This window comes from Pseudomonas sp. GW821-FHT09A09 (assembly GCF_059418405.1).
In genome coordinates, this window is the sequence record NZ_JBWKPU010000016.1 from 37,639 (window position 1) to 54,466 (window position 16,828).

Below are 16,828 nucleotides of genomic sequence, written 5' to 3' on the forward strand. Positions count from 1 at the left end.
TGTAACGTTACTTCGCCCCACTGTGTCGCAAAGTAGCAATGTGAAAACTTCCCATACCCCACACAGAAAACCAATAAAACCAATGCTCTATAGGTTTAAGGCACGCTTTATCCTTTTATGACCGAATTGAATGCCTTAAAAACAACAACTCCACAGTCAATACCTCGACTGGCACAGTCACTGCTCCGTTACCGGCATTCAAGTTATGTTATCGACACAAGGACTACGCCGCACAATGAGCCCATCATTTGCTCCCCCCACCGACACGTATGATGTCGCGATCATCGGCGCCGGCGTCGTGGGTTGCGCCATGGCGCGGCGCTTCACCCTTGAAGGGGCACGGGTGCTATTGCTGGAAAAAGGCACCGACATCCTCTCGGGTGCGAGCAAGGGCAACAGTGCCATCTTGCACACCGGTTTCGATGCGCCACCGGGTAGCCTTGAGCTGACGTGCATGAGAGCGGGTTACCAGGAATACCTGGAGATCCACGGGCACATGAACCTGCCGCTGCTCAAGGCCGGCGCCTTGGTGGTGGCCTGGAGTGACGACGACCTGGCCAAGCTCGACGGCATCCTGCAACAGGCCCATGCCAACGGCGTGACCGATGCGCACCTGATCGGCCCGCAGCAGCTCCAGCACGCCGAACCCCACCTGGCCCACGGCGCCCTGGGGGCCGTGGCGGTGCCCGGAGAATACCTGATCGACCCGTGGTCGGCGCCCCTGGGTTACCTGCAGCACGCCATGGCCCACGGCGCCCGCGTGCACACCGGTACCGAAGTCGAAGCCGGGCATTTTGACGGCCAGGCGTGGCAGCTGCGTACCTCGCGCGGCAGTTATATCGCCAACACCGTGATCAACTGCGCCGGGCTGTTCGGCGACCACCTGGAACACCGCCTGCTGGGCGACAGCACCTTTAGCATCCACCCGCGCAAAGGCCAGTTCGTGGTGTTCGACAAGGCCGCGTCCGCCCTGCTCGGCAACATCATCCTGCCGGTGCCCAATGAGCGCACCAAAGGCATCGTCATCACCCGCACCGTCTTTGGCAACTTGCTGGTGGGGCCCACCGCCGAAGAACAGGACGACCGCGTTCACGCCGGCCTGACCCCGGCCATCCTCAACCAATTGATCGACGCCGCCGTGGTCCGCATTCCGGCGCTGGAGGGCATGCCCGTCACCGCCACCTACGCCGCCCTGCGCCCCGCCAGCGAGAAGAAGGAATACCGCATCCACGAAGTGACCGGGCAGCACTGGATCACCGTCGGTGGTATCCGCTCCACCGGGCTGACAGCCGCGCTGGGCATTGCCCGGCATGTGTTCGAGCTGTACAGGCAGCGCGTCCAGCACGCGCCCGTCACACACCTGAGCTGGCCGCACTTGCCCAACCTCGCCGAGCACTTGCCACGGGACTATCAACAGCCGGGCTTTGGCGAAATCGTCTGCCACTGCGAGTGGGTTACCTCGCGGGAAATCCAGGCCACCTTTGCCAGCCCCCTGCCCCCCGGCGACCTCGGTGGCCTCAAGCGTCGCACCCGTGTGTGCATGGGCCGCTGCCAGGGTTTTTACTGCGGCGCCCGCGTGGCCGAACTGAGCGCCGGGCACCTCGCATTGCCACTGGCCACGGGAGCCGCCCATGAAGACTGAGTACGTGGACGTGGCAATCATCGGCAGCGGCCCGGCCGGGTTGTCGGCCGCCGTTGAGCTGCGCCGCCAGGGCGTGGACAACGTGGTGGTGATCGAACGCGACAGCGTGGCCGGTGGCGTGCCGCGCCATTGCGGCCACCCGCCGTTCGGCTTTCGCGAATACGGCCGTCTCTATACCGGGCCCGACTATGCGCGCCGCAACGTCGCCGAAGCCTTGGCCGCCGGTGTGCAACTGCGCCTGGGCCACACCGTGACCCAACTGGGCCATGGCGGTTGCCTGCAGCTGGTGAGCGATGCCGGCGCCGTCACCCTGCAAGCCAAGCGTGTGCTGCTGGCCACCGGCGTGCGCGAGAACCCACGCTCGGCGCGCCTGATCGGCGGTGACCGGCCCCTGGGGGTGATCAACACCGGCGCCCTGCAAGCCTACCTGTACCTGCAACACCTCAAGCCGTTCGAACGGCCGCTGATTATCGGCAGCGAACTGGTGAGTTTGTCCTCGGTGTTCAGTTGCCGCCGTGCCGGGATCAAGCCGGTGGCGATGATCGAGTCGAACTTCCGTGCCACCGCGCGTTGGCCGTTGTCGCTGTTCCCATGGCTGTGCGGCGTGCCGGTGCATTACGGCGCGCAGCTCTTGGAGATCCACGGCACCGGTCGCGTGGAGGCCGCCAGCGTGCGCCTGGCCAACGGGCAGGTGCAGCGCCTGGACTGCGACGGTGTGCTGCTCACCGGGCAGTTCCTGCCGGAAGCCAGCCTGGTGCGCCAGAGCCACCTGCTGCTGGACCCGGGCAGCCGTGGCCCGGTGATCGACCAGTACGGCCGCTGCTCCGACCCGGCCTACTTCGCCGCCGGCAACCTGCTGCGCCCGGTGGAAACCGCCGGCTGGTCGTGGCGCGAAGGGGCCCGCGTGGCACACCTGCTGGCCAAGGACTTGCGCGGTGAAATCCCCGCGGCCCAGCGCACCCTGGCCATCCGCTGCCGCCCGCCGTTGAAGCTCTGCGTGCCGCAACGTTTTGCCCCAACCGGTGTGGCCGGCCTTGAGCACCTGCAATTGCGCGTCAACACCGCCTGCGAAGGCGAATTGACGGTGTATGCCGACGGCGTGCCGATCTGGAGCAAGGCCCTGGCCTGCCTGCCGGAGCGACGCATCCTGATCCCCATCGCTGCACTCAAACTCAACGCCCGTATCACGCAACTGGATGTCGACTTTGTCGGCCATGAACACCCCGCGCCGAACAAAGGAGAGACGCCATGAGAATTGCCGCCCTGGACCAAGGCACCACCAGCACCCGCGTGCTGGTGGTCAGCGATGACGGCTCGGCCGATATCCAGCTCGCCTTGCGCCACCAGCAACACCACCCACAGCCGGGCTGGGTCGAGCATGACCCGCTGGAGCTGCTGGCCAACCTGCAACGCTGCCTGGAAGCCACCGGGCGCGTGGATGCCATCGGCCTGGCCAACCAGGGCGAAAGCTGCCTGGCATGGGACGCGATCACCGGCAAGCCGCTGTCGCCGGTGATCGTCTGGCAAGACAACCGCACCGGCCCGGCCATCGAACGACTGCGCGCCGAAGGCGGCGAAGGCCTGACCCTGGCCCGTGCCGGGCTGCCCCTGGACCCGTACTTTTCCGCAAGCAAGCTGAGCTGGATCATCAACCACCTGCCCGCCGCCCAGCAGGCGTTCAAGGCCGGGCGCCTGCGCCTGGGCACCAGTGACGCGTGGTTTCTCGACCGCCTTACCGGGGTGTTCGCCACCGATGTCACCACCGCGTCGCGCACCTCACTGATGAACCTGGCCACCGGGCAATGGGACGCCGAACTCTGTGAACTGTTCGGGGTGCCCATCGAGACCCTGCCGCCGATTCTCGACACCGTCGGCCATTTCGGTGAGATCGGCGCCACACCGGTCACTGCTGCCGTGGTCGACCAGCAAGCCTCGTTGTACGGCCACGGTTGCCGTAAGGCCGGCGATGCCAAGATCACCTTTGGCACAGGGGCGTTTGCCCTGACCCTGACCGGCGACGAGATCATCCGCGCCCCGGACAAAGGCCTGCTCGCCACCATCGCCTGGCAGATCGACGGCAAGCCGGTGTACGCCATGGACGGCGGTGTGTACGACGCCAGCGCCGCCGTGGAATGGGCTGGCCGGTTGGGCTTGTTCAGTGATTTTTCCGAACTGGCCGGCTTTGACCAGCCCCCGGCGATTGCCCGGCAGCTGGCGTTCGTGCCGGCATTGTCGGGCCTGGCCTGCCCACACTGGGACCGCAGTGCGGCCGCCTTGTGGGTGGGCATGCACGGCGGCACCACGCGTCAGGACATGTGCCAGGCCGTGCTGGAAGGCGTGGCCCTGCGCAGTGTCGAGGTGATCAGCGCCATGGACCAGTTCCTCAGCGTCACCGACCGCCTGTCCATCGACGGCGGCCTGGCGCGCAGCCCCTATTTCGCGCAGTTCCTCGCCGACGCCTTGCAACGGTGCATCGTGACCCAGCGTTTCGACGAACTTACCGCCTTTGGTTGTGCAGCACTGGCCGCCCGTGGACTGGGCAAAACCCTGGTGGCACCGCGCAACACCTGCACCGAGTTCCACCCCAGGGTCAGCGCGGCCACCGCCCGCGCGTGGAGGGACACCTTCAGCGACGCGGTCAGCCGCTGTCGCACCTGGCGCTAGCCACAGGCAACCGGTGACAACAGGCAGTTGCCACCCGCTTCACCGCCAGGGAATTGACCGGCTCACAACGCCGAAAAAGGCAAAACCACAACAAAAAACACGCTGGCATATGAAGTGCGTCACCCCGTCGGGCCCCGGGCGTCGCAGGTTGCCCTGTCAACCCGTGCGCCGAGCCTTGTCCTGTGCATTTTTTGAAGGAGACATCCCCATGTCTGACACTCTTTCGAGTCCGCAAACCGTTTTACCCGATAAAGGTGCCGACAGCGGCACCGGCTACAAGGAACAGTTCGAACGCTCTCTGGGCAAGTTCGAATCCTTTGCCGTGGCGTTTTCGTTTATCTCGATCACCACCGGGCTGTTTTCCACCTACGGTTCGGTGCTGGTCTCCAGCGGCCCCATCGGCATGTGGACCTGGCCCATCGCAACCCTCGGCACGCTGCTGGTGGCACTGGTGTTCGGGCTGCTGGCGAGCAAGATCCCGCTGTCCGGTTTCAGCTACCAGTGGGCCAGTCGCCTGGTCAACCCGGTGTTGGGCTGGTGGTTTGGCTGGATGAGTTTCGCGTTCATCGCGGTGGTGCTGCTGGCGGTGGATTACGGGCTGGCCCAGGTGGCGCTGTTCCCCTTGCTCGGGCTTGAGTACTCCCCGGCGGCGGGCGCCATCACCACTGTGGTGGTGCTGTTTATCCAGATGCTGCTGATCATCTGGTCGACGCCGATCCTGACCAAGATCAACAACATGGCCGTGGGGGCGGAAGTGATCGCGATGATCGGCCTGATCGTCGGCATCGGCATCGCCGTGACCTTCTTCGGCAAGGGCCAGGCGTCCAACCTGCTGTCCACCGGCATTGCCCCCACCGAGCACTACTACGGCTGGCTCGGCCCGTTCATGCTCTCGGGCCTGCTCGGCGCCTTCACCCTGGTGGGTTGGGAAGCGGCGGCCAACCTGGCCGAAGAGACCCTCAACCCCAAGCAGGTGGTACCTCGGGCGATGGTCCACGCGGTGCTGGCCAGTGGCGTGATGGGCACGTTGTTCCTGATGGTGATCGGCATGGGCCTGGGCGATCAGGTGGCTGAGTTGAGCAAGAGTTCGGCACCGGTGGCCGACGTGATCCGCATCACCCTGGGCGAAACCCTGAGCAAGCTCATCCTGTTGGTGGTGTGCGTGGCGATCTTTGCCTGTGGCCTGGTGATCATGACCAGCAACAGCCGCCTGGTGCACGCCATGGCCCGCGACGGGCGCCTGCCGTTCGCCGAAGCCTTGAGCTACGTGCCACGCCCCACCGGCGGCCCGCTGTGGGCGACGATCCTGGCAGCGCTGATCCCGATGATCATCGTGCTGAGCTTCTACAGCGACCCCGACGCCCTCACGCAAATCCTCGGTGCGGCCACCCTGCTGCCGGCCCTGCTCTACAGCGCCACCGTGCTGCTGTACATCGGCACCCGCCACAAACAGCTGCACCACGCCGACGACTTTACCCTGGGCAAATGGGAGTGGCCGGTGGTGGCTGGCGCGTGCCTGTGGCTGTTCGTAGAGCTGTGCGTGTTCATGATCCCGGCGGACTTTCGCGTGGCACAGATGTACGTGCTGGGCCTGATCGCGGTCGGCGCCGTGGTGTTTGCCTGCGTGTGGGTCACCCGTCGCAAGCAACTGGAACAGATGCCGCCGATCCAGCATTACCTGTAAGCCACACCCCCTTCGCCCACCTGATACGGCAGAGGCTGCCACCCAGCCTTGCGGCATTCGGCTGCGCGCGATTCCTCGGCTGCCCCTGGGCAGCCGGGGTTTACCAATCGGTTTTCGGAGTGACCTGCGCCTCATGCACGTCCACATTGGCCCGCGCCAACGCACTGCCCAGCTCGCCCACCGGCTTGCGATCGATGATCAAGCGGTCGATGCGTTCCAGGGGAAACACCTGGAACAACGCACTGCGGCCGAGCTTGGACGAGTCGGCGATCACCGTGAGGTAGCGCGCCCGGGCAATCATTGCACGGGCGATCTCGGCCTCTTCGATGGAGAAGTCGAACGCACCGTCCACGCTCAGCGCGCCGATGGTGACCACGGCGTGCTCGGCGTTGAAACGGGCGATCTGCTCCAGCGCCAGCGGCCCGCTGTTCTGGTTGGATTCGGGGCGGTACTCGCCACCGATCATGAACACCCGGTTGCCACTGGCGCCGATGCTGTCGGCGATCTGCAAGGAGTTGGTGATCACCGTGATGCGGTTGAGCCGCGCCAGTTCGCGGGCGAAAAACAAGGTGGTGGTGCCGGTATCGATCAGCAGGCTGTCGCCCGGCGAATACAAGCCGGCGGCATAGCGCGCCACTGCGCGTTTTTCCTGGGAGAACTCGTTCATGCGGGTCTGGAACGCGTTCTCGTGTTCACCACGGGGCGGCAGCGAGGCCCCGCCATGAAACTTGGTGACCTGGCCGCTATCGGCGAGGTCCGCGAGGTCGCGGCGAATGGTTTCCTGGGAGGCGCTGAGGGTACGGGCCAGTTCGTCGACGGAGATGCGCTCGCGCTGGCGAAGCAGTTCGAGGATGTGTTGGCGGCGCTCGTTGGGACGCATGGCGGTCTCCGTGTCGGTGCTGAGGTGACGGCAAAACTAAGTGGATTCGGTCACCAATTCAACAGATAAGCCACAGAATTTTATTCATTCATCAAAAAAACAGAGGTATTTATGCGCAAGATTTTTCTCGCCTGCCCTTACAGCCACGCCGACGCAGCCGTGGTCGAGGAACGGTTTATCGCTTGCAACAAGGTTGCTGCCGGGATTATCGAGGCGGGTCATGCCGTGTTCAGCCAGGTGTCGATGTCTCACCCGATCAACCAGGCGTTCGTGGGCAAGGACAACGCAGCCATCGGCAAGTTATGGGCGCCAGTGGATGCGGTGTTCATGGCGTTGCTCGACGAGCTGATCGTGCTGGACCTGCCGGGGTGGGAATTGAGTGGGGGGATCAAGCGCGAGATCGCGTTTTTTGAAGCGAGGGGACGCCGGGTAAGCCTGTGGTCGAACGTTGCAGCACAATTCACCTGACCCTGACGGCTAATTCCTATCCCCCCTGTAGGAGCTGGCTTGCCAGCGATGGCGGCAGGTCAGGCAACTTCGCGTCCACTGACAGATCGCCATCGCCGGCAAGCCGGCTCCTACAGGTCCAACACACCGGCAATAAAGGTGGGTGGTGGGTCAGACAGACAGGTAGCGGCTGATCGTGGCCTCGTCCACGCGGTCACGGGTCTCTTCGATCACGAAGCGGCCCTTCTCGATGACGAGGAAGCGGTCGGCGATTTCCAGGGTGAAGGACAGCACCTGCTCGGACACGACGATGGTCAGGTCCCGCAGGTTGCGGATCTCCTTCAAGGTGCGGGCGATGTCCTTGATGATCGACGGCTGGATGCCCTCCGTCGGTTCATCGAGCAATAACACCTTGGGGTTGGTCGCCAGCGCGCGAGCAATTGCCAGCTGCTGTTGCTGCCCACCCGACAGGTTGCCGCCCTTGCGCGACTGCATGTCGTGCAGCACCGGAAACAACGCATACAAGTCCTCCGGCACCTTGCCCCGCGCCGAGGCCGGCAAGCCGGTCTGGATGTTTTCCAGCACGGTCATGCTCGGGAAAATCATGCGGCCCTGGGGCACATAGGCGATGCCCCGCTCTACCCGCTCGTGGGTTTCCAGCGCCGACACATCGTGCCCGTCCACACTCACCTGGCCTTTCCATTGCGGCAGGATGCCCATCAGGCTCTTGAACAAGGTGGTCTTGCCCATGCCGTTGCGGCCCATCACCGCGACAATCTCGCGCTTGGCCACGTTCAGGTCCAGATCGTGGAGGATCTGGCTCTGCCCGTAGCCGCAGGACAATTGGTCGATCTTGAACATGCCTGCTTCCTCAGTGGCCCAAATACACTTCGATGACTTTAGGGTTGCTTTGCACCGACTCCATGCTGCCCTCGGCGAGCACCTTGCCCTGGTGCAGCACAGTGACCTTGTGGGCGATGCTTTTGACGAACTCCATGTCGTGCTCGATCACCAGCACCGAACGGCCCTGGCTGATGCGGTTGAGCAGCTCGGCGGTCTGCGCACGTTCGTTGACGCTCATGCCCGCCACGGGCTCGTCGAGCATCAGCAGCTCGGGGTCTTGCATCAGCAGCATGCCGATCTCCAGCCACTGCTTCTGCCCGTGGGACAACAGGTCAGCCTGCTGTTGCAGCAAGTCGCCGAGGAAGATCTCCCGCGCCACCTCCTCCACTCGTGCAATCACTTGGGCGTTGCGCTTGAAGAACAGCGCGCCCCACACCTTGCGCCCGGCCGGGTAGGACATCTCCAGGTTTTCGAACACCGTGAGGTTCTCGTAGATCGACGGGTTCTGGAACTTGCGCCCAACGCCTGCGCGCACGATGTTGTACTCGCGCATTTTGGTCAGTTCCTGCCCATCGAACTGGATGCTGCCGCTGGTGGCGCGGGTCTTGCCGCAGATCAGGTCGAGCACAGTGGTCTTGCCGGCGCCGTTGGGGCCGATCACCACGCGCACTTCATTGCGGTCGATATACAGGTTGAGGTTGTCGACCGCCTTGAAGCCATCAAACGACACGGTGAGGCCTTCGATGGCCAGCACCGGTTTTTTCATCTCAAAGCCGACGGCGGTCATGGCTGGGTCTCCAGGATTTTGGTTTTAGCCTTGGCTTTAACCGGGGCTTTCACCACCGGTGTGCGCCGCAGCAGTTTGGCCAACGCCTGGCGGCCATGGCTCTCCCACAACCCGGCCAGACCGTTGGGGAAGTACATCACCACGGCAATGAACAACCCGCCCATCAGGTACAGCCACAGTTCGGGAAACGACTCGGAAAAGTAGGTCTTGCCGTAGTTCACCAGCAACGCGCCATACACCGCGCCCAGCAGCGACATGCGCCCGCCCACGGCGGCAAAGATCACCATCTCGATCGACGGCACGATGCCCACGAACGACGGCGACATAAAGCCCACCTGCAAGGCAAACATCGCCCCGCCCATCGCCGAGAACGCAGCAGCCACGCAAAACACGAAGATCTTGAAGCTGGCCACGTCATAGCCGGAAAAACGCACGCGCTCTTCCTTGTCGCGCATCGCCATCAGCAACCGACCGAGCTTGGACGCGAGGATGAAACGGCCGATAAAGATGCAGCCAAACAGCAAACCGGCGTTGATGAAATACAGAATCAGCTTGGCGCTGTCGGTGCGCAGGTCCCAGCCGAGCAAAGTCTTGAGGTCGGTGATGCCATTGACACCACCGGTCAGGCCTTGCTGGCCGACGATCAGCACGGTGAGGATCAGTGCAATCGCCTGGGTGACGATGGAGAAATACACATCCCCCACACGGCGTTTGAACAACGCCAGGCCGATCACGAACGCCAGCAACACCGGCACGGCGATCACCGCCACCAGGGTAAAGCTGAAACTGTGGAACGGCTGCCACAACAGCGGCAGTTCGGTGATCTGGTTCCAGTCCATGAAGTCTGGGATGCCGGGGGTGGATTGGATTTTGGTGCTCTCCGGGTCCGATGCCTCCAGCTTGAGGAACATCGCCATGCAATAGCCGCCAACGCCGAAGAACACGCCCTGCCCCAGGCTGAGAATGCCGCCATAGCCCCAGCACAGCACCAGGCCCACCGCGACGAACGCGTAGGTCAGGTACTTGCCGACCATGTTCAGGCGGAACGCGTCCAGGGTCAGGGGGAATACCACCAGGATCAACAGCGCCAGCAGCACGATGCCGATCAGGTTTTGCTGGCCGCCCAGCAGCTTGTCTAAAGCCTTCATCTGCTCGCCTCTACTTGCGCACTTTGATGGAGAACAACCCTTGCGGGCGCAGCATCAGGATCAGGATCACCGAGGACAAGGTCAGTACCTTGGCCATCGAGCCACTGAGGAAAAACTCCGACAGCGATTGGGTCTGGGCAATCACGAACGCCGAGGCGATGGTGCCGAACAGGCTCTGCGCACCGCCAAACACCACCACCAGGAAGGTGTCGACGATGTACTGCGACCCCGCCGTGGGCCCGGTGGAGCCAATGGTGGTGAACGCCGCACCCGCCACCCCGGCCACGCCACAGCCGAGGGCGAAGGTCATGCGGTCGACCTTGCGCGTATTGATGCCTACCGCCCGGCTCATCAGGCGGTTCTGCACCGTGGCGCGCACCTGCAAGCCCCAGCGCGAGCGGTAGAGCATGATGAAGATCGCACCGGTCAACAGCAGCGTCAGGCCCATCATGAACAGGCCGTTGCGCGGGATCTCGATGGCGTCGGTGAAGTTCACCGAGCCCATCAGCCACGCCGGCGGTTCGGCGCTGACTTCACGGGCGCCGAACACCGAGCGAAAGGTTTGCTGCATCACCAGGGACAGGCCCCAGGTCGCCAGCAAGGTGTCCAGCGGGCGCTTGTACAAACGGCTGATCATCGCCCACTCCACCAGCCAGCCAATGGCGCCGGCAACGAGGAACGACAGGGCGATGGCAAAGAAGAAGTAATAGGGTTGGAAGCTCGGCGCAAAGTGCGCGGTCAGGCTGGAACACACGTAGGTGGTGTAGGCGCCGATGGTCAGGAACTCGCCGTGGGCCATGTTGATCACGCCCATCTGACCAAAGATGATCGCCAGCCCCAATGCCATCAGCAACAGCACGCAGAACACGGACAAGCCGTTGAACCCCTGCATTGCCGCGATGGCTCCAAATTCCGATAGCCATTCCATGATGATGGTCTCCTGAGAACCAGGTGATAATTGAAATGCGGTCTGCTGTTGCTTTATGTGGGAGCTGGCTTGTCGGATCGCCGCACCGCTGCGATGCAGACACCTCGGTCTCTCGGTGATACAGAGGTGATGCAATCGCAGGCAAGCCAGCTCCCACACAAAGCCCGTTCCCACAGGTGGATCGGTGTGTTCCGCAGGGTTATTGGTAGCCTTTCGGGAACGGGTTAGGCTCGATCAGATCCGACTCGTAGATCACCTTGAACTGGCCGTTGGGCTGCACTTCGCCAATGCGCGATTTGCTCCACAGGTGATGGTTCTCGTGGATTTTCACGTAGCCTTCCGGCGCCGTTTTCAGTTCGATGCCCGGGGACGCGGCGACGACTTTATCCACGTCGAAACTGCCGGCCTTCTCCACCGCGGCTTTCCACAGCCATGGGCCGAGGTAGGCGGCCTGGGTCACGTCGCCGATCACCGCGTCCTTGCCGTACTTGGCCTTGAAGGCTTCGACGAAGGCTTTGTTGTTCGGGTTGTCCAGGCTCTGGAAGTACTTCATCGAGGCATAGAAACCGGCCATGTTTTCGCCGCCGATGCCGAGCAGTTCGTCTTCGGTGACCGACAGCGTCAGCAAGGTCTGCTTGGACGCGTTCACGCCGGCCGCGTTGAGCTGTTTGTAGAAGGCCACGTTGGAGCCGCCCACCACCGCAGCGAACACCACATCCGGCTTCTTCAGCTTGACCTTGTTGATCAGCGAGCCGAACTGGGTGTTGCCCAGCGGGTAGTAATCTTCGCCGACCACGGTGCCGTGCAGCACGTTTTCAATGTGCTTGCGTGCGATCTTCATCGAGGTGCGCGGCCAGATGTAGTCCGAGCCCACCAGGTAGAAGGTCTTGGCGCCTTTGGTCTTGGCGATCCAGTCGAGGCTGGCGAGGATCTGCTGGGTGGCTTCCTGCCCGGTGTAGATCACGTTTTTCGACTGCTCCAGGCCTTCGTAGAAGGTCGGGTAGTAGAGCAAACCGTTTTCTTTTTCGAAGATCGGCAGCACCGCCTTGCGCGACGCCGAGGTCCAGCAGCCGAACACGGCGGCGACCTTATCGTTGACCAGCAGCTTCTTGGCTTTCTCGGCGAAGGTCGGCCAGTCGGATGCGCCGTCTTCCTGGATCACCTTGATCTGCCGACCGAGGATGCCGCCCGACGCGTTGATCTGCTCGATGGCCAGGCGCTCGGCCTGGATCGAGCCGGTTTCGGAGATGGCCATGGTGCCGGTGGCCGAGTGCAACTGACCGACGGTGACTTCGGTGGGGGTCACGGCCAAGCCTTCGTTATCGGCCAGCACGCCCTGGCTGAACAGAGCGGCCGCCAGTAATGACAAGGCCAACAGCGGTGTGGAGCGGATCAATCTTCGTGCCATGGGGCGACTCCTCTGCAATGAGGGGTCCAGCATGGCGGCAGGGGGCCAGCGCGGGTATACGCAGCCTGACGTAAGCGGGTACGTCATTTGACGTATGCCGCTGCGCACCATTTTCGCGCAGGATCGCGCCCGCCCACCGCCCCAAAACCCTGTGGGAGCTGGCTTGCCTGCGATAGCGGTGTGTCAGCCGACCTCTCCAGTGCCTGATCCACCGCTATCGCAGGCAAGCCAGCTCCCACATTTTGAATCGGGGCATGGAACTTGCTCATCCGATTTAGCCTTCTTTGCGGAGTCCCCCCACCGTGCATCCCCCTCCCGGCACCCAGCGCATCGTCAAGATCCGCCGCGACTACAACACCTGGGTCGCCGACGAGACCATGGAAGACTACGCCCTGCGCTACACCCCCAAGTCCTTTCGCAAATGGTCGGAGCTGCGCATCGCCAACACCGCCCTGGGCGCGGTGTCGTTCCTGGCGCTGGAGGCCATCGGCGGCGTCCTGGCCTTGAGCTACGGGTTCACCAACACCTTCTGGGCGATCCTGGCGATCAGCCTGGTGATTTTCCTCACCGGCCTGCCCATCAGTTATTACGCCGCGCGCTACGGCGTGGACATGGACCTGCTCACCCGTGGCGCCGGTTTCGGCTACATCGGCTCCACCATCACCTCGCTGATCTACGCCAGCTTCACCTTCCTGTTCTTCGCCCTCGAAGCGGCGATCATGGCCCTGGCCCTGGAGCTGTATTTCCACATCCCGCTGGCGATTGCCTACGTGATTTGCTCGCTGCTGGTGATCCCCTTGGTAGCCTACGGTGTGACCCTGATCAGCCGCCTGCAACTGTGGACGCAGCCCCTCTGGCTGTTGTTGCTGGTGTTGCCCTACGGTTTTGTGGCGTGGAAAAACCCCGACGCCTTCAGCGACTGGACCAGCTTTGTGGGGCGCAGCGGCGAAGGGGGCGGGTTCAACCTGCTGGCGTTCTGCGCCGCGTGCACCGTGGCGTTGTCCCTGGTGACGCAGATCGGCGAACAGGTGGATTACCTGCGCTTCCTGCCGGAAAAAACCGCCGCCAACCGTAAGCGCTGGTGGGCCGCCCTGCTCTGCGCCGGCCCCGGCTGGATCATTCCCGGCGCGTTGAAGATGTTTGCCGGGGCGTTCCTGGCGTTTCTCGCCCTGCAACATGAGATCCCCATGGAGCGCGCCGCCGAGCCGACCCAGATGTACCTGGTCGCCTTCCGCTATGTGTTCAGCTCGCCGGAATGGGCCCTCGGCGCCATGGTGCTGTTCGTGTTCATCTCGCAGATGAAGATCAACCTGACCAACGCCTACGCCGGCTCCCTGGCCTGGTCCAACTTCTTCGCCCGCGTCACCCACAGCCACCCCGGCCGCGTGGTGTGGCTGGTGTTCAACGTGGCCATCGCGCTGATGCTGATGGAGCTGGGCGTGTTCGATGTGATCGACCAGGTGCTGGGGCTCTACGCCAATGTGGCGATAGCCTGGATCGGCACGCTGGTGGCGGACCTGGTGATCAACAAGCCGTTGGGCCTGTCGCCCAAGCACATCGAGTTCAAACGCGCGCACCTCTACGACATCAACCCGGTGGGGGTCGGTTCGATGCTGATCGCGTCGTTGCTGTCGATCCTCGCCCACTTCGGCCTGTTCGGTGCCCTGGCCCAGGCAGCACCGCCCTTTGTGGCGCTGGGCACAGCGCTGGTGATGGCGCCGTTGTTGGCGTGGCTGACCGGGGGCAAGTACTACATCGCCCGCACCAGCGACGTGCTGTTGATCCACCCGGTGGCGCCGGCCACCCACGCGGTGTGCGGGCTGTGCAGCAACCCGTTCGAAACCGCCGACATGGCGTTCTGCCCGGCCTACAGCACGCCAATCTGTTCGTTGTGCTGCTCGCTGGATGCGCGTTGCGGCGACCGCTGCAAACCCCACGCGCGCCTGGTCACCCAGTTCGAAGGCGTGCTGCGCTGGCTGCTGCCGAATACGATGTTGCCGCGCCTGCACACGCGCCTGGCGCATTACCTGGGGTTGCTGCTGGCGCTGATGTTGATGCTCGCCGGCGCGCTGGCCCTGATCTACGTGCAGGCTGCCCAGGGGCTGCCTCATTCGGAAACCTTGTATCAAGCGTTCTTCAAAGCCTTCCTGACCTTGTCGGTGTTGGCCGCTGTGCTCGCCTGGTGGGTGGTACTCACCCGTGAAAGCCGTGGCGTGGCCCAGCAGGAATCCGACCGCCAGACCCTGCTGTTGATGCAGGAAATCGACGCCCACAGCCTCACCGACCAGGCCCTGCAACAGGCCAAGGAAGCCTCGGAAGCAGCGAATGCCGCCAAGAGCCGCTACGTCACCGGGCTGTCCCACGAGCTGCGCACACCGCTGAACAGCATCCTCGGTTTCACCCAGATCCTGCAGCGCGACAGCGCCATGCCCGAGCAGCATCAGGACGCCCTGGCGACCATCCTGCGCAGCGGCTCGCACCTGGTGTCGCTGATCGACGGGCTGCTGGATGTGGCCAAGATCGAGGCGGGCAAGTTGCGCCTGGAACTCACCGAAATTCCCTTCCCGGAACTGCTTCACGACCTGGAGCAGATGTTCACGCCCCAGGCCCAGGACAAGGGCCTGCGCTTTCGCCTGGACTGCGCGGGCAATATCCCGGCGGTGGTGCGCGGTGATGAGAAGCGCGTGCGGCAGATCCTGATCAACCTGCTGGGCAATGCGGTGAACTTCACCGACAGCGGCGAGGTGTGCCTGCGGGTGAGCTACAGGCGCGAGACGGCCAATTTTGAAATCATCGACACCGGCATCGGCATTGACCCGGGGCAGCTGGAGCGGATTTTCCAGCCGTTCGAGCGCGGCGACCTGATTCGCCAGGACAAGGGCGTGGGCCTGGGGCTGACCATTACGCGCATGCTGACCGCGTTGATGGGCGGCGAGTTACGCGTCACCAGCGAACTGGACAAGGGCACGTGCTTCCAGGTGCGGCTGTTCCTGTCCCAGGTACGTGCGCCGCAAGCGGTGGTGCATGTGGAGCACGACATCATCGGCTATCTCGGTTCACGCCGGCGCATTCTGGTGGTGGATGACCACGTGGACCATCGCAAGGTACTCAGCGGCATGCTCACGCCCCTGGGGTTTGAAGTGATCCAGGCCAGCAACGGCCAGGACGCGATCCGCCAGGTGGCGCTGCTGGCCCCTGACCTGATCCTGATGGACCTGTCGATGCCGACGCTGGACGGCTATGAGACCAGCCGCCTGATCCGGCGCAACGCGCTGTCGACCGCACCGATCATCGTGATCTCGGCCAATGCCTTTACCGACGACCGCGAACGCAGTATCGCGGCTGCCTGCAACGACTACCTGGCCAAGCCGGTGCGCACGCCGGAACTGCTAGGGCGCCTGCAAACACACCTGGGCCTGGAGTGGCTGCGGCGCACCCAAAGCCGCGTGCCGCCTGCGCCACCCAGCGTGCTGCCCAGCCCCGAAGACCTGGCTGCCCTCGCCGAACTCAGCGCCATCGGCTATGTGCGCGGCCTGCACGAACGACTCGACACGATCCTTGTACAAACTCCCGACGCCGCGCCTTTCATCAGCAAAGTGCGCGGTTTGCTCAAGGGCTTTCGCCTGGATGAACTCAACCGAACCCTCAAGGAGGCCGTAGATGAATGCACTCACCCGCAGCACTGAACCTGGCGTGGTGCTGATCGTCGATGACACGCCGGACAACCTGGCGATGTTGTCCGATGCCCTCGACGACGCCGGCTACATGGTGCTGGTGGCCCTCGATGGCCTCAGCGCATTGAACCGCGTACAGCGCCGCCGCCCGGACCTGATCCTGCTCGACGCGATGATGCCGGGCCTGGACGGTTTCGAGACCTGTCGCCGGCTCAAGGCCCAACCGGCCAGCGCGGACATCCCGGTGGTGTTCATGACCGGGCTGACTGACAGCAAGCATGTGGTGCAGGGGTTTGAAGTGGGTGGCAGCGACTACGTGACCAAGCCGATCCAGACCGACGAGGTGCTGGCACGGGTGGCAGCGCATTTGCGCACATCGCGCATTTTGCTGTCGGCGCGGGAGGCCAAGCAGCCGAGTGTGCTGACGCTGGAGGATGAGCCGGCGCACCGCTTGTTATCGGCGCGGTTTGCGTTGACGGAACGGGAGGTGGAGGTGCTGCGCTGGGTGGCGTGCGGCAAGACCAATCGGGACATCGGCGATATTTTGGGGTTGAGCCCGAGGACAGTAAACAAGCACCTGGAGCATGTGTATGTGAAGCTCGGCGTGGAGACCCGCACCGCTGCCACCTCCGTAGCGTTGGCTGCGATCTGACCCCTGTAGGAGCGGGGGGGGGGGGGGGGGGGGGGGGGGGGGGGGGGGGGGGGGGGGGGGGGGGGGGGGGG

Annotated in this window: 13 protein-coding genes; 7 read left to right on the forward strand and 6 right to left on the reverse strand. The window is 63.7% G+C overall.

Annotated elements, in window-relative coordinates; all coding sequences use genetic code 11:
• Window positions 1–235 precede the first annotated feature (235 nt).
• From AC07OV_RS16060 to AC07OV_RS16075, 4 genes are all read left to right on the forward strand, one after another.
• Complete coding sequence (locus AC07OV_RS16060) at window positions 236–1,642, forward strand: NAD(P)/FAD-dependent oxidoreductase (protein ID WP_495092559.1); 1,407 nt, start codon at window positions 236–238, stop codon at window positions 1,640–1,642.
• Window positions 1,632–2,894, forward strand: coding sequence for an NAD(P)/FAD-dependent oxidoreductase (locus AC07OV_RS16065; protein ID WP_495092560.1), 1,263 nt, complete (start codon window positions 1,632–1,634; stop codon window positions 2,892–2,894). The genes AC07OV_RS16060 and AC07OV_RS16065 overlap by 11 nt, the downstream gene beginning before the upstream one ends.
• Window positions 2,891–4,306: an FGGY family carbohydrate kinase gene (locus tag AC07OV_RS16070; RefSeq protein ID WP_495092561.1), complete on the forward strand. Its 1,416-nt coding sequence runs from the start codon at window positions 2,891–2,893 to the stop codon at window positions 4,304–4,306. Before AC07OV_RS16065 ends, AC07OV_RS16070 begins: the two co-directional genes overlap by 4 nt.
• 208 nt (window positions 4,307–4,514) lie before the next feature.
• Complete coding sequence (locus AC07OV_RS16075; protein ID WP_176996534.1) at window positions 4,515–5,990, forward strand: amino acid permease; 1,476 nt, start codon at window positions 4,515–4,517, stop codon at window positions 5,988–5,990.
• 100 nt (window positions 5,991–6,090) lie between these two features.
• On the opposite strand, the gene AC07OV_RS16080 is transcribed toward AC07OV_RS16075, so the two are convergent.
• On the reverse strand, window positions 6,091–6,870 hold the full coding sequence (locus tag AC07OV_RS16080; RefSeq protein ID WP_176996535.1) for a DeoR/GlpR family DNA-binding transcription regulator: 780 nt from the start codon (window positions 6,868–6,870) through the stop codon (window positions 6,091–6,093).
• A 111-nt stretch (window positions 6,871–6,981) separates the two neighbouring features.
• Here AC07OV_RS16080 and AC07OV_RS16085 point away from each other — a divergent pair, with 111 nt between their 5' ends.
• A complete protein-coding gene (locus tag AC07OV_RS16085) occupies window positions 6,982–7,338 on the forward strand; it encodes a DUF1937 family protein (protein WP_494997925.1) in 357 nt (118 codons plus the stop codon).
• 150 nt (window positions 7,339–7,488) lie between these two features.
• Here the strand turns inward: AC07OV_RS16085 and urtE are convergent, their stop codons facing one another.
• From urtE to urtA, 5 genes are all read right to left on the reverse strand, one after another.
• On the reverse strand, window positions 7,489–8,178 hold the full coding sequence (urtE, locus tag AC07OV_RS16090; RefSeq protein ID WP_138815132.1) for an urea ABC transporter ATP-binding subunit UrtE: 690 nt from the start codon (window positions 8,176–8,178) through the stop codon (window positions 7,489–7,491).
• Between the two features lie 10 nt (window positions 8,179–8,188).
• Window positions 8,189–8,947 carry an urea ABC transporter ATP-binding protein UrtD gene (urtD, locus tag AC07OV_RS16095; protein ID WP_025855702.1) on the reverse strand — a complete coding sequence of 253 codons (759 nt, stop codon included), beginning with the start codon at window positions 8,945–8,947 and terminating at the stop codon, window positions 8,189–8,191.
• Complete coding sequence (gene urtC, locus AC07OV_RS16100) at window positions 8,944–10,095, reverse strand: urea ABC transporter permease subunit UrtC (protein WP_494997924.1); 1,152 nt, start codon at window positions 10,093–10,095, stop codon at window positions 8,944–8,946. The genes urtD and urtC overlap by 4 nt, the downstream gene beginning before the upstream one ends.
• Before the next feature lie 10 nt (window positions 10,096–10,105).
• A complete protein-coding gene (gene urtB / locus AC07OV_RS16105; RefSeq protein ID WP_176996539.1) occupies window positions 10,106–11,023 on the reverse strand; it encodes an urea ABC transporter permease subunit UrtB in 918 nt (305 codons plus the stop codon).
• Window positions 11,024–11,222: 199 nt separating this feature from the next.
• The gene (gene urtA / locus AC07OV_RS16110; RefSeq protein WP_494997923.1) at window positions 11,223–12,431 is read right to left on the reverse strand and encodes an urea ABC transporter substrate-binding protein; all 1,209 of its coding nucleotides are present in this window, start codon (window positions 12,429–12,431) and stop codon (window positions 11,223–11,225) included.
• A gap of 302 nt (window positions 12,432–12,733) precedes the next feature.
• Here urtA and AC07OV_RS16115 point away from each other — a divergent pair, with 302 nt between their 5' ends.
• Together AC07OV_RS16115 and AC07OV_RS16120 are read left to right on the forward strand one after the other, a co-directional pair.
• Complete coding sequence (locus tag AC07OV_RS16115; protein WP_495092562.1) at window positions 12,734–16,117, forward strand: ATP-binding protein; 3,384 nt, start codon at window positions 12,734–12,736, stop codon at window positions 16,115–16,117.
• Window positions 16,092–16,757: a response regulator gene (locus AC07OV_RS16120; protein ID WP_494997921.1), complete on the forward strand. Its 666-nt coding sequence runs from the start codon at window positions 16,092–16,094 to the stop codon at window positions 16,755–16,757. Before AC07OV_RS16115 ends, AC07OV_RS16120 begins: the two co-directional genes overlap by 26 nt.
• The last annotated feature ends 71 nt before the right edge of the window (window positions 16,758–16,828 follow it).

Bases quoted from the DNA above. Each gene is read 5' to 3' on its own strand.
- AC07OV_RS16065 (WP_495092560.1), top strand. From the start codon at position 1,632: ATGAAGACTGAGTACGTGGACGTGGCAATCATCGGCAGCGGCCCGGCC.
- AC07OV_RS16060 (WP_495092559.1), top strand. From the start codon at position 236: ATGAGCCCATCATTTGCTCCCCCCACCGACACGTATGATGTCGCGATC.
- AC07OV_RS16085 (WP_494997925.1), top strand. From the start codon at position 6,982: ATGCGCAAGATTTTTCTCGCCTGCCCTTACAGCCACGCCGACGCAGCC.
- urtC (WP_494997924.1), bottom strand. From the start codon at position 10,095: ATGAAGGCTTTAGACAAGCTGCTGGGCGGCCAGCAAAACCTGATCGGC.
- urtB (WP_176996539.1), bottom strand. From the start codon at position 11,023: ATGGAATGGCTATCGGAATTTGGAGCCATCGCGGCAATGCAGGGGTTC.
- AC07OV_RS16075 (WP_176996534.1), top strand. From the start codon at position 4,515: ATGTCTGACACTCTTTCGAGTCCGCAAACCGTTTTACCCGATAAAGGT.
- AC07OV_RS16120 (WP_494997921.1), top strand. From the start codon at position 16,092: ATGAATGCACTCACCCGCAGCACTGAACCTGGCGTGGTGCTGATCGTC.
- urtD (WP_025855702.1), bottom strand. From the start codon at position 8,947: ATGACCGCCGTCGGCTTTGAGATGAAAAAACCGGTGCTGGCCATCGAA.
- AC07OV_RS16070 (WP_495092561.1), top strand. From the start codon at position 2,891: ATGAGAATTGCCGCCCTGGACCAAGGCACCACCAGCACCCGCGTGCTG.
- urtA (WP_494997923.1), bottom strand. From the start codon at position 12,431: ATGGCACGAAGATTGATCCGCTCCACACCGCTGTTGGCCTTGTCATTA.
- urtE (WP_138815132.1), bottom strand. From the start codon at position 8,178: ATGTTCAAGATCGACCAATTGTCCTGCGGCTACGGGCAGAGCCAGATC.
- AC07OV_RS16080 (WP_176996535.1), bottom strand. From the start codon at position 6,870: ATGCGTCCCAACGAGCGCCGCCAACACATCCTCGAACTGCTTCGCCAG.